We start from the raw sequence: 13,076 nt of genomic DNA on the forward strand, positions 1-13,076 counted from the left end.
CAGTATATGAATAAAAAATGACGACAGTTATCAAAATTATAGTTCTGATGTACTGCCGATTTTTATTGATATTTCATGAGCTGCTTGTTTTACCTTACTAATCAGAAAAGATAGTCGATCATCATTAATGCGGTGACTAATTAACCCAACACTTAATGCTCCTACTACTTTATGATTAAATCCGATAATAGGTGCAGCTACTGAAGCTGTCCCTTCTGTTTTTTCACCATAACTTACCGCATATCCTTCAGTTTTTATTTGCTTTATTTGATCTAAAAGAATGTGCTTTTGTTCTGGTAATGAAGAAAGTAAATGTTCTACAATATGTTCCATTTCATTCGTTTTCATATTGGCAAGCATCGTTTTATTTGCGGCACCAATTGAAAGTGGAATTTGTTCCCCTAAGTTATCAATAACTCGAATTTTTAAAGGGCTATCCATTCTTTCAATGATAATAGAATGTGTTCCATTTGGAATGTTCAAATAAACACTTTCTTCCACTTCAGAGGCTAACCGCTTCATCACTTCTCTTGCAACTGATCTGTAGTCTACCTTCTCCAATTGACGTAATCCTATTTCCATCCACATTGGCCCAATTTTGTACTGTTTCGTTTCTGAAATTTGCGTAACTAACCCATGCTCGATTAAAGAGTTAAGTAATCTATGTACTGTACTAACTGGGAGATGTGTTCTGTCCGCTATATCAGAAATTGCCCAATACTCTTTTTTATTAGTAGAATTTAACAACTTTATAATACTTATCGCTCGATCAATGGACTGCACCATAACTCACCTCAACTTGAATTGTAATATGTTAGTACGCTCAATTACCTATCAATTTAACAAAAATTTAAAATGAAATCAATCTATTTATTTAATTTTCTAAAAATAAAAACATGCCACTGATAACAATTTGTAAGCGCGAACAAAAAAATATTGACTTTTCTTTTTAATTATCTGAAAATTATAACAAGATTTCACATCACGGAATGCATTCCACAATACGGAAAAACATCAAACTTCATTCTATCAACTACGAAAGTGAGGAAAACAATGACGCAAGTAAGTAATACAAACAATGAATTAAAACGTACGATGAAAAGTAGACACTTATTCATGATTGCACTCGGTGGTGTGATTGGAACGGGATTATTTAACGGATCTGGTTTTATTATAAGTCAAGCTGGACCTGGTGGATCCGTACTTGCCTTTATGGCTGGTGGATTATTAATGTATTTCGTTATGCTTTGTCTTGGTGAACTTGCTGTAGCCATGCCTGTTTCAGGTTCTTTTCAGGAATATGCAACTAAGTTCATCAATCCTGCAACTGGCTTTACAATCGGATGGTTGTATTGGTTAAGCTGGGCGAATACGACCGGTCTTGAATTTACAACTGCCGGCATTACAATGCAGCGCTGGTTTCCTGATATTCCTGTTTGGGTTTGGTGTTTAATATTTGGCGTTACTATCTTCACTATTAACGCATTATCTGCTCGTAGTTATGCAGAAACAGAATTTTGGTTTTCAAGTATAAAAGTATCTGCCATTATAGCTTTTATTATCCTTGGCGGTGCCGCTATGTTCGGTTTTATTGACTTAAAAGGCGACGAACCAGCCCCATTATTATCAAATTTCGTAAATCATGGCGGTTTATTCCCAAATGGACTTGCAGCTATTCTATTAACAATGGTTACAGTCAATTATTCCTTCCAAGGTACAGAACTTGTCGGAATCGCAGCAGGTGAAAGTGAAGATCCAGCAAAAACTTTACCTCGTTCTATTAGAAATATTATATGGCGCACGATGTTTTTCTTCGTCTTAGCAATCTTTGTTCTTGTTGCTTTAATTCCTTGGGAAGAAGCAGGATTAACAAAGAGCCCATTCGTTGCTGTATTTGATAATATCGGTATTCCATATGCAGCTGATATTATGAATTTTGTTATTCTTACTGCTGTTCTTTCTGTCGCAAACTCTGGACTGTACGCCGCAACTCGCATGCTTTGGTCATTATCCAAAAATGAAATGGCTCCGGCCTTTTTAAAAAAATTATCTTCACGAGGAATACCTTTAAACGCTTTAATTTTGACAATTTCTATTTCTGCTTTTTCTCTTTTAACAAGCGTTGTAGCTGCTGAAACAGTTTACTTATGGTTAATTTCCATTTCTGGCGTCATTACAATCATTGTTTGGATGTCAATTTGTGTCTCTCAATTCTTTTTCCGTAAACATTATTTAGCAGACGGTGGAAAATTAGAAGACTTAAAATTTAAAACTCCACTTTATCCACTTGTACCAATTCTTGGTTTTGGATTGTATGGCATTATATTAATCAGTCTTATTTTTATCCCAGAACAACGACTTGGAATCTATTGCACTGTACCGTTTATCGTTTTTTGCTATACCTACTATCACTTTAAAGTTAAGAAAAGAATTGCTACTAACACTCATAGTGAAAGTAAAATTAGCGAGACTATGTAATACTATACTTATATATAAAAGACCGCACATGGCTTTCATTTCATATGCGGTCTTTTATCATTGTCATTTGTTCTATTCCCTTTTCATTCATTACCCCATACGAGTCAGTATTGCTATATACCTTTACTTGGATTGCAAGTTCTTTGAAAAGTGATACCAATTTCTATAATGTGGTAAATACTACAATACTAGTAATTGGAATTTTTCACTTTTTATACGTTATTGATTTTCCTTACTATTACTGTTTTGATATATTGAATATATATTGCTTAAAAATTTTAAAAAAGACAGGAGTTATCTACAATGATAAAAGGTTTCGGGGGAATATTTTGGAGAACTAACAATCTTGATGTTATAAAAAAATGGTACAGTGAAGTGTTGAAAATTGAAATAGAAGATTGGAATGGGACTGTGATTAAACCCCAATTAGGAAATGAGACTATTTTTTCTTTCTTTACCGAAAATGATAATTATTTTCCAATAGAACAGCAAGTGATGTTAAATTTTGAAGTACATAATTTAAATGAGACTATTCAGCATCTTGAACATATTGGTGTACCTCTTGAAAAGAAAGAAGAAATTAGTGAGTTCGGAAAGTTTATTTGGATTAAAGATCCTGAAGGTCGTCTAATTGAGCTTTGGGAGAAATAGACGGTTATAATCCTTTGCTATTAAGCTAAAGGTTGCTTTCATTCAACAAAATAAATAAAAAAGTCGATTCCTTAACTCCACAGGAAATCGACTTCTTCTATCCCATCGCAATAAAATGGAACTACTTCCCTTGATTAGATTGTTTTCGAACAAAAGATACGAAAAATAGTTTTTTCTGGCTGCTTATTTATCCCTTCTAATTCGCTTTAAAATTATATAATGGCTTAATAATGTGCTTTATATCTATTGTTTCTTTTGTATTTTCTATAATTTCATCCATTGGCTTGTATACCATTGGTGCCTCATCAATTGTGCTCTCTACTACCGATGTAGTCCAAACCTCTTTCATCGTATTTTGGAAGTCCTCTAGACTCAATAATTCTTTAGCCTTCTTACGACTCATGATACGTCCTGCCCCATGCGGACCAGAAAAGTTCCAGTCTGGATTACCTTTACCAAATGCAATAATTGAACCATCTCTCATGTTAATTGGAATAATTACTCGTTCATCTTTCTGAGCTGAAATAGCACCTTTTCGTAGAATCATATTTTCCATGTCAATATAGTTATGTATTGTAGTAAATTGATCAGTTACTTTCCAATCCATTTTAGTGACAATTTCATCAATCATTGCTTTACGATTGAACTCAGCATACTTTTGGGCAATATTCATGTCATTCATATAATCTTTGAATTCTTTTCCTTCTAAATAAGCTAGTTCTTTACGAATCTGTGGCTTCTTAATTCCACGTAAAGTCTCTTGTATTTCTTTTTCTCTCCCCTCTTTAGTTAATCTCTTAATAATCTCATCCTTCATTGATGTAACATGAATTAGTTGTTCATACGCGAAGTTCTGGTAATACTCTGCTATTTGTTTACCTAAATTACGAGAACCACTATGAATGACAATATATACATTTCCTTTATCATCTTCATTTAATTCAATGAAATGATTTCCTCCTCCAAGAGTACCTATACTTTTTTGAGCTCGTTGTAATGTATATGGGGCCTTCACACCATCAAAATCAATCATTTTTGAGAATCGATGTTCTTTATCTCGGATACGAAAACCACTTGGAACAAATTTACGAATCGTTTCGTCTAAGTAATCGAAATTAATTTCTTCTTTTTTCTTATCAATCATAACAACTTCCATACCACAACCAATGTCTACCCCTGCAAGATTAGGAACAATTTTATCTTGTATTGTCATCGTTGTCCCAATCGTGCAACCTGCTCCTGCATGTGTATCTGGCATAATACGAATTTGACTATCCTTTACAAATTCTTGGTTACAAAGATCAATAATCTGCCCAGTTGCAGTCTCATCAACGTTATTCGTAAATACTTTTGCTTCATTGTATTTTCCTTGTAATTTCAACATCTTTCATGTCCCCTTCCTTTTGAAAGAATTATTTTATTACGTTGTATGTGTTCTTATAATTACTATCATCCACCTTCTGCTTTCCATTATATATGTACTATATCCTTCACTATAATAAAAAATTATAATGATTTATTTTGTTTACATAATATAATTACTGTCTCTTTATATTTATACCTACACATAAGCATTCCTCCTCCTCAATATCGATCATATAATAATTAAACAAAAACTCCCCTTAAATCGAAAATGATTAAGGAGAGTTTTTTATATACGATGAAATTATAGTTCAGATTTCACTCGAACAGAAACATTGTTTTTAATTATTTTTTTGAATTCTTTAAAGGTAACAAAATTGTTACTTTTCTCATCCCAAAGACGAAAACGGAGTGATCGTAAGCTTGTAGCAAGTGTAATCGTTGGTACATTTTTTAACGGAAGCGTATTATTGTGTGCCTCTTCTAGTTTATAGTTAGGTACTCTTGGACTTAAATGGTGAACATGATGGAATCCAATATTACCAGTTAGAAATTGCAAGATTTTTGGAAGTTTATAAAATGAACTTCCTTCCACTGCCGCTTTCACATATTCCCAATCTTTATCCTCTTCAAAATAAGAATCTTCGAATGTGTGCTGTACGTAAAACAGCCAAATTCCTACTGAACCTGCTATTAAGAATATAGTGCCATGCACTAACAGAAACGATTGCCACCCAATTGCCCAGCAAAGTATAGCTATTAAAGCAACGATTATAATATTCGTCAAATACGTATTCATACGTTCTTTCTGTCTAGCACCTTTTCGGTTAAATCTATTTTTAAGTAAGAAAACATAAATCGGACCTAATCCAAACATAACGAATGGATTGCGATATAAGCGATATGCTAAACGCAGTCTAAATGGCGCAGCTAAATATTCATCCACTGTAAGCGTCCAAATATCTCCTGTACCTCTCTTATCCAAATTACCACTTGTAGCGTGATGAATAGAATGCTCATGTCCCCATTGATCAAACGGGAATAAAGTTAACACACCCATACATGTCCCTACGATTCTATTTGCAGGTCGACTTTTAAAGAATGAATAATGGGTACAATCATGAAAAATAATGAAAATCCGTGTCATAAAACCAGCGGCTAACAGAGATGGAACTAACGATAACCAATAAGAAACGGACAAACTTTTATAAGCAAGGTACCATAAAATAATGAACGGCACAATTGTGTTAATAAGTTGCCACACACTTTTTTTAATCGTTGATTTTTCATACGGAGCAACTTGTTTTTTTAAATTTTTAGTATTTTCTAATGTCATTGGTCTAATTCCTTTCCTTTATGTTGCTAATTCACATTATAGCATACTATTAGTATCAGGTGTTAAAAGTAGCTGTAATAAATATTATATAATATAAAAATCTCTTTTTTCTTACTCATTACTTACAAATTACTTACGGTCAAAAAAACTTATATAATCGGACTGATGGAGCATTTCAATTATAAAAGAAACATCTATTTTTTCCAATAAATATATATAAAAGCAGAGGACTTTTTCACTTCTGCACATCTTTTCATTTCTTTAAATGGTAATTTTTTTCGATTTGTATTTATGTAACAGTTTTTTCTCACAAGAAGAAAAGAGCTGCCATAAGTCAGGTTTCACCGACTTATGGCAGCTCTTTTTCATTTTATTTTAGCGATGGATCCAAACTGCACCTGCAGACTTGTCCTCAGCTTGACCTACTACTTCAAACTTCAATCCAAGTTTCGGCAACTTACGTCCGGCATCTGGAATAACACTGTTGATGTATTGCTTAGAATCATCAAATTTCGCAACGCCTGGTAATCCTTTATAATCAAAAATACCGCGGGTTGGCGAATTTACTTTCCATGCTGGTGTTTGATCAAATGAGAATGCCGCATCGGCAATTTGATAACGCGTACTGCTCTTCACAGTTGGTTGTCCATTTAATGTTCCTACGATTGCCTCTGGATGAGAATCTACTACCCCAAGGAATCCTTCGCCTGGATGAACGCCTACCCAGTTATCTGTAAAGCTTTGATCCGCATACCATACAACCATTCCTGTATTAAATACTGGACCACGTGCATGTTGTAGCGCCGTGTCAGACCCAGCGTAATTTCGCCACTCGATATAGTAGTTATGTTTTTTCTGTTCAAATCCGTTAGACACAGTAAATCCTTTTAGTGTCATTGCTGGCTGGCCTTCTGCATCATCAGAGAAAACAACTTTTCCATCTACAGTTAATGCTGCATTGTCTAACGCAAATCCTTTATAAGCTACTGCAATATCTGTTACATACTCAAATTGTAGTTTTACTTTCTTTCCTTTAAATTGGCTTAAATCGTATGATTTATCAACCCACTTACCATCTGTTGTATCTACGCCGCCTTTTACATCTTTTTCGCCCATTCTATCAATACGTGTCTTCGTTCCATCTTCTGCAATCGCATTTACGTCAAGGAAATCATACTTCGCTTCCAATTCATAAAATGCCTTATAATCAAATTTAGCATCCGTTGCAGTCGTTAAGTCAAATACTGGTGTCTCAAGTGTTGTATGAATGTCATTTCCTTTTGTGCTGTAATAAAACTTCTTACCAAATGCTGATTCGATATTTTTTATATCTTTGTCTGGCAAGTTAACACGAACGATTCCTGGTCGTTTTGATTTTGTAACACTTTGATCTAAATATGTAGCAGTACCAATTCCCGTGCGAAGTTTATCATAATCTACTTCGACAATATTCGCCCAGTTCCCCTTCATATTCTTTTGGAAAAACTCTTTATTTTGCGGTGAGAAACTTGTTGGCTCTGTTCCCGCAATTTTTCCAGCCCAGCTACCGCCGCTCATAAGGGACCATGATTCAACAGGTTCACCTTGTCCAGAATACTTTGTATCATATTCATCTGGTAAGCCTAAATCATGACCGTACTCATGCGCAAACACACCAACTGCACCGTCTTCAGGCTCGATTGTATAATCATATGCAGCCATCTTTCCGCCCCAGTTTGATACAGTAGATTTTGTACCATCAATCGCATATGGCTTTGATCCTAGTTTTGAACGATGGGACCAAATCGCATCATCTTTCAATTTACCACCGCCAGCTTCTTGACCTACGCCCGCATGTACAACCATTAGGTGGTCAATAATTCCATCTGGCTCGTTTTTATTTCCATTACCATCTTGATCGTATTGATCAAATTGATCATAATCAGCTAAATTAATGCCTTTTGCTACAGCTGCTTTTAATGCTTCTTTCACAAAATCTTTTGGTCCTAAAGGCCCCTTGTTATCATGACCAGTACCCGCATCCGCACCATAATCTGACGCTTTTCCTGGAACAGTAAGCCATTCTGTTACAGTTCCATCAACTGTGTAGCTTCCGCCAGATTGTTCTTCATAATATTGCTTAAATGTATTAATCTTCGATCCATCAAATAACGTAAATGGCTCATCACCAAATAACATTTTTTGATAATGTTCACGATTAAAGTCCTTAGAATACATATAACCCGGTTCTTGATCAATATTATTATGCTTAAAATCGCTAAATTCTACGAGTAAAACAAGTACTTTATCTTTTCGAACAGTTCCATTGTACTCAGCTTGCTTCGCTGGTGTAGTAGGTACTTTTCCATTTAATTTTCTAGAATTCAATCCTGCATCTTGTCCAGCAACTGGTCCTACTTCTGGTTGCTGCGCCTGTTCATTCTCCTTCATTTTTGCATCTTTTACTTTTTTCATAAAATCTGAAGCTTCTTGCGTAAGGTTATCTCCTGTCAAGATTTCTTTTCCAGGGTTTTCCCCTTTCTTTTTCTCAACATATTTTTCGACAGCCTTTGATGTCTCGGCTTGTGATGCAGATTGATCAATTACTCCCCGTTGTTTCAGCGCTTCTGCCAAACGTTCCTCTGGTATTAAGTGCTCATCTATTGGTAGAGATGATGTTGGTGTCTCAGCATACGCTGCATGACCTCCAAAAGCAAACGTACCACTTAGTACTGCTGCTGTTGTTAATACCGCTAATGGTTTTAATTTCTTTTTCAATGTATTTCCTCCCCAGTGTCTGCAAATTATCGTTTTTTTTGCCGATAGGAACATAATATTCGTTATAATACGAATATTCAATCTTTTTAAAAGACTAAAATGTTGAGAAATATTTTTTAGGGTGAAAAACATATGATAAATAAATTTACAAGAAATCCATTTTAGAATTTGTGATTCTCTTTACTCTTGTTTTCGAATGAAATTTCATCTACACAAAAAAGCCAACTCCTAAGTACTAGCTAAGGAATTGGCTTTTTTTAATGAGAATATTTTATGAATAAATGGATTGCTTCTTCTTGTATATAGAACTTGCCATTGCTTTCTACAACGACACTACCTAATTCATATTCTTTATTCTTAATACGAATTATATTTTTATTTACAAATAATTGAGCTTTTACATTATTACGTTTTACTATGAGCACCGGGTTTTCTGCATCAGTATTATCTATTGTTACTGTTGCACCTTTTCGTTTAAAGGCTAATTCACTCTCTACAAATAATTTGTTTGTTACTTCTTCTAAGTTAAAGTCCATTGCTTTCGCCATCGTCTTCGCAATGTCTGTGTTTTGGATCAAACCTGTTGGCTTTTGAGGACCGTAAGAATATAAAAACACATCCTCACCTGTATGGCCTCCTGTTGTGAAGCCTATGTTCGCATGATTGGCCAATAATGTAGTAAGTATTGGACCTACATCCGATTTCTTTTTTGCTGCTTTTACTCTTTCTTTTTCATCATAAGTTAAATTGTCCAAACCGTATAATTTAGCTACATCTTCTACATTTGATAAATCAGATTTTAGTTTATTTGTAGCACCTTCAAGTGTCATTTTCGATTTTTTTAATGGACCAATGTATGCAGAGACCGGCGTAATATTATAGCCTTTTGTCGTATTCGCATTCCCAATAGAAATACCGCTGTTACCATGATCAGTTACAGCTATTAACATCGTATTACCATCTTTTTTTGCAAATTCCAATGCTTCTGCAACTGCGTTATCAAATGCTAATACATCACTAATCATCCCTATTGGATCGTTCACATGAGCTGCCCAGTCTGGCTTACTTCCCTCTACAAATAAAAAGAAACCATCTTTATCTTTTGATAGTGTTTGAATTGCTTTTTCCGTCATTTGAGAAAGTGTTGGTTGCTCCGGATTTGTTGCTTCACGATCCATATCAAACGCAAGAGCATTATGTGAGAAAGAGCCCCAAATTTTCTTAGATTTAGAGTTCAATAATGCATCTTTCGTTTCAACAAAGTCGTATCCTTTGTCTTGAATCACCTTTACTAAATCTTCACCATCTTTTCTTTTTATAGGTAGCAGTGCCTCTTTTCCCCCACCTAATACGACATCTATATTTTGATACACTTGCTGCTCCGCAATTACGTCAAAACGCTTACGGTTAATATGGTGAGCAGAAAATCCAGCGGGAGTAGCATGCTGAATTTCAGCTGTAGCAACTATTCCAGTTGCGCGACCAGTGCGTTTGGCACCTTCTAAAACATTGGCAACTGGACGTAACTTGTCCTCTTCTTTTATTGATTTTAATCCAGGTGAACTTACAATAGAAGGTAATATACCTACATATCCTGAATTCGATTTATTCCCCGTCGCTAAAGCTGTAGCTGCTGGGGCTGAGTCTGTTATAGCTGATTCCGCCGAATAAGTACGAACTCCTCCTGTTACAATTTCATCTAGTGCAAGTGGTTTCCCTTTATACAAGCGAGCTAATGTCGTTGCTGAAGAACTCGTTCCGTCCATAACCATTATGATTACATTTTTCGGTTGCCGTTCTACTTGTTTCACCTTAGCTTCCACCGTATGATAATTCATCATGCTTTCCGTACATAACATACTTAGTGTGATTGTTCCTACTAACAGTAACCTCTTCATCAATAAACCCAAATTCGACATTGTTGTTCCTCCGTATGTTTCACATTCATTTATATACAAAAAGATTTCCACAACCTATATATGTTTTATTAGTCCCCAATTTTCATGAAGCTAACAATCATTACCTTTACTTTCTTTTATTAGTAAAGCAACGAACGGTACATATCATAGCTTTTTATGTTCAAATAACTAGAGACCACACCTTTTTTATAAAAACGTCTTATCATTCTCTTCACCAAAATTTGTTTCTCAATAAAAATCCGATTGAAATAAATAAGAATTTATTGTTAAACGATAAAATTTATGTTAAATTAATATGATAATTTAAAAATGAGGTGCTTTATATGAAACAAGGATCAACACTCTTTTTAAAGACAGCAATTATCCTTATCGGTATTCCTGTTTTTGCTTTGTGTATATTTTTAATTCCTAATATTGGTAATTACACAGCGGACTTATACCCGGATATTGCATATATAAAATATCTTGTTTTAATCAATCTATATGCAACGGTGATACCTTTTTATTTTGCTCTATATCAAGCCTTTAAACTTGTAAGCTACATTGATAAGGGGAACGCCTTCTCGAAATTATCTGTTAGAGCTTTAAAAAAGATAAAACAATGTGCTATTACAATTAGTGTATTATATGTAGTAGGTATGCCGCTTTTCTATCTTGTAGCAGAGAGAGATGATGCACCAGGTATTATAATAATTGGCATGATCCTTATCTTTGCTTCAATGGTTATCGCAGTCTTTGCTGCCGTTCTCCAAAGACTTTTAAAAGATGCGATAGATATAAAATCAGAAAATGATTTAACGGTCTGAGGTGAATAACATGGCAATAATAATTAATATTGATGTAATGTTAGCAAAAAGAAAAATGAGTGTAACTGAACTTTCAGAGAAGGTTGGAATTACAATGGCTAACCTTTCTATATTAAAAAATGGAAAAGCAAAAGCAATTAGAATTACAACTTTAGATGCTATTTGTAAAGCGTTAGAATGCCAACCAGGGGATATTTTAGAATATCAACCGGAAGACAGCGAATAAAAAGAGTCCTTCTCGTATGAAGGACTCTTTTTATTCGCTATTATGGCGCAAAACTAACTCGACCAGTCAAAACTAAAATAATCGCGATAATCCAAAATATAAAGAAGGATAAGGACAGTATTAATGAAAGAATAGCAATACCCTTCTTCTCTGTTTTTTTCGTCATCGTAATGATAGAAAGTATGATTCCTGCAACTGTAAGGGCAACTGTAATATAATCTCCCACTATATTACCGGCATTCGCTATCCTTGTCGGGGTAATAAAAACGAACAAAAAACATAAAATGCCGATGAGTAAAGATATATAACTTATTATACTGTACTTCCTTTTAGGAACTATTTCAGTTTTCATACTAATCCACCCCTCTCTATAGCTATGTGTTTATATTAGCATGAATAACCATAATTTAGTTAAAACAATAAACAGATAAAGTGGACACAACCACTTTATCTGCCATTACATTTCTACCTAATTACTAACCCAGCTATTTCTTCTTTATCGTTATAAGTTACGATAAAGGTACGTTGTTCTTTACTATACTTTGCTACAAGAATAACAGTATATAAACCATCTTTTTCTTCAATCGATTTTTTCTCAATTTTTTCGAATGTACCAGCTTTTTCAATTACAGGTGTAAGATCTTTCATTTTTTCTTCTGGCAATCCAGCTTTCATTTTACTATCAAATTTTTCGTGTACGTCTTTATACTTCGCCTCATTTAGTAATGATACAATTTCTTCCGCCTTTGGAATAAACTTTTTTGACGTACTTTCATCTACTTTATTACCGGTACATGCTGCAAGCGCGAACGCCGCGATAGCACTTATAATAATAAGTAACATTCTTCTCATTTTCATACACCCTTTCTTTTTAAAGTGAAACTATAACTAAAAACGAGTAAAGCACAAATTGCTATTGAAACTTCTGACATAATGATCCCGTTTTTCCCTGGTACGTATAGAGATATAATGCCAGCTAATGCATTTGCAGTTCCATGGATGAGAATTGCATAGACAACATAACGAAATTTCTTTTGGACGACAGCTTGTAATATAATGAAGGAAAGTCCAATATGCAATACCATCGCAAAGATGCGCTCAATACCGCCGAAATAATAACTGTCACCATTTTGAATGACTGTTTGTGACAATAATAGGGATATTACCGGGATACCAACTATCAACACCGCTTCAATACCACCATGCCCTGCTCCAAATAAAAAACCAGACTGCCAATCTCGTTGCTTCATAAAATAACGCATTGCGATAAAACGAGCTATCTCTTCAAAAATTCCAGCTGATAAACTAAGCAATAGTACAAATAATACAGGCTGCATTATTGAAAACATTTGAAAATCTGTGCTAGTTCCATTTACATAATTCAGTATTGGTATGCGGATCAATATTTGCGATACAACAAAAGCCAATACACCTAACATATATGGAATATAGCGTTTCTTCCAAACAGCATATAAAAGTGCTACAAGCGGTAAACCAAAGCAAATCATTGTTGTAAAAATAAGTCCATTCATCTCGCTTCA

Annotated in this window: 12 protein-coding genes; 4 read left to right on the forward strand and 8 right to left on the reverse strand. The window is 34.5% G+C overall.

What is annotated here, in order from left to right:
- Nucleotides 1-36 precede the first annotated feature (36 nt).
- A complete protein-coding gene (locus ACSG5Z_RS07170; RefSeq protein ID WP_087984643.1) occupies nucleotides 37-786 on the reverse strand; it encodes an IclR family transcriptional regulator in 750 nt (249 codons plus the stop codon).
- A 267-nt stretch (nucleotides 787-1,053) separates the two neighbouring features.
- Between ACSG5Z_RS07170 and ACSG5Z_RS07175 the strand changes: the two genes are divergently transcribed.
- Nucleotides 1,054-2,478: an amino acid permease gene (locus tag ACSG5Z_RS07175; protein ID WP_088063805.1), complete on the forward strand. Its 1,425-nt coding sequence runs from the start codon at nucleotides 1,054-1,056 to the stop codon at nucleotides 2,476-2,478.
- Between the two features lie 303 nt (nucleotides 2,479-2,781).
- Nucleotides 2,782-3,129 carry a VOC family protein gene (locus tag ACSG5Z_RS07180; RefSeq protein WP_000589594.1) on the forward strand — a complete coding sequence of 116 codons (348 nt, stop codon included), beginning with the start codon at nucleotides 2,782-2,784 and terminating at the stop codon, nucleotides 3,127-3,129.
- A gap of 196 nt (nucleotides 3,130-3,325) precedes the next feature.
- Here ACSG5Z_RS07180 and ACSG5Z_RS07185 read toward each other — a convergent pair whose 3' ends face one another.
- The 4 genes from ACSG5Z_RS07185 to ACSG5Z_RS07200 form a co-directional block, all read right to left on the reverse strand.
- Nucleotides 3,326-4,513, reverse strand: a complete 1,188-nt coding sequence (locus tag ACSG5Z_RS07185) for an RtcB family protein (protein WP_097890229.1) — start codon at nucleotides 4,511-4,513, stop codon at nucleotides 3,326-3,328.
- Nucleotides 4,514-4,795: 282 nt separating this feature from the next.
- Nucleotides 4,796-5,827: a Delta(5) desaturase DesA gene (gene desA / locus ACSG5Z_RS07190; protein ID WP_116891975.1), complete on the reverse strand. Its 1,032-nt coding sequence runs from the start codon at nucleotides 5,825-5,827 to the stop codon at nucleotides 4,796-4,798.
- 375 nt (nucleotides 5,828-6,202) lie between these two features.
- On the reverse strand, nucleotides 6,203-8,584 hold the full coding sequence (locus ACSG5Z_RS07195) for an immune inhibitor A domain-containing protein (RefSeq protein WP_179192146.1): 2,382 nt from the start codon (nucleotides 8,582-8,584) through the stop codon (nucleotides 6,203-6,205).
- Nucleotides 8,585-8,841: 257 nt separating this feature from the next.
- The gene (locus ACSG5Z_RS07200; RefSeq protein WP_087984638.1) at nucleotides 8,842-10,503 is read right to left on the reverse strand and encodes an alkaline phosphatase; all 1,662 of its coding nucleotides are present in this window, start codon (nucleotides 10,501-10,503) and stop codon (nucleotides 8,842-8,844) included.
- 323 nt (nucleotides 10,504-10,826) lie between these two features.
- Between ACSG5Z_RS07200 and ACSG5Z_RS07205 the strand changes: the two genes are divergently transcribed.
- Together ACSG5Z_RS07205 and ACSG5Z_RS07210 are read left to right on the forward strand one after the other, a co-directional pair.
- A complete protein-coding gene (locus ACSG5Z_RS07205) occupies nucleotides 10,827-11,309 on the forward strand; it encodes a DUF2975 domain-containing protein (RefSeq protein ID WP_000809089.1) in 483 nt (160 codons plus the stop codon).
- A 10-nt stretch (nucleotides 11,310-11,319) separates the two neighbouring features.
- Nucleotides 11,320-11,535 (forward strand): helix-turn-helix domain-containing protein, encoded by a 216-nt coding sequence (locus ACSG5Z_RS07210; protein ID WP_002084833.1) that lies wholly within the window; start codon nucleotides 11,320-11,322, stop codon nucleotides 11,533-11,535.
- 40 nt (nucleotides 11,536-11,575) lie between these two features.
- Here the strand turns inward: ACSG5Z_RS07210 and ACSG5Z_RS07215 are convergent, their stop codons facing one another.
- From ACSG5Z_RS07215 to ACSG5Z_RS07225, 3 genes are all read right to left on the reverse strand, one after another.
- Nucleotides 11,576-11,887, reverse strand: coding sequence for a hypothetical protein (locus tag ACSG5Z_RS07215; RefSeq protein ID WP_087984636.1), 312 nt, complete (start codon nucleotides 11,885-11,887; stop codon nucleotides 11,576-11,578).
- 113 nt (nucleotides 11,888-12,000) lie between these two features.
- A complete protein-coding gene (locus tag ACSG5Z_RS07220; RefSeq protein WP_435711174.1) occupies nucleotides 12,001-12,387 on the reverse strand; it encodes a DUF3887 domain-containing protein in 387 nt (128 codons plus the stop codon).
- Between the two features lie 2 nt (nucleotides 12,388-12,389).
- Nucleotides 12,390-13,067, reverse strand: a complete 678-nt coding sequence (locus tag ACSG5Z_RS07225; RefSeq protein WP_137015354.1) for a YhfC family glutamic-type intramembrane protease — start codon at nucleotides 13,065-13,067, stop codon at nucleotides 12,390-12,392.
- Between the last annotated feature and the right edge of the window lie 9 nt (nucleotides 13,068-13,076).

Source organism: Bacillus pretiosus, from assembly GCF_051294775.1.
Lineage (GTDB): Bacteria > Bacillota > Bacilli > Bacillales > Bacillaceae_G > Bacillus_A > Bacillus_A wiedmannii.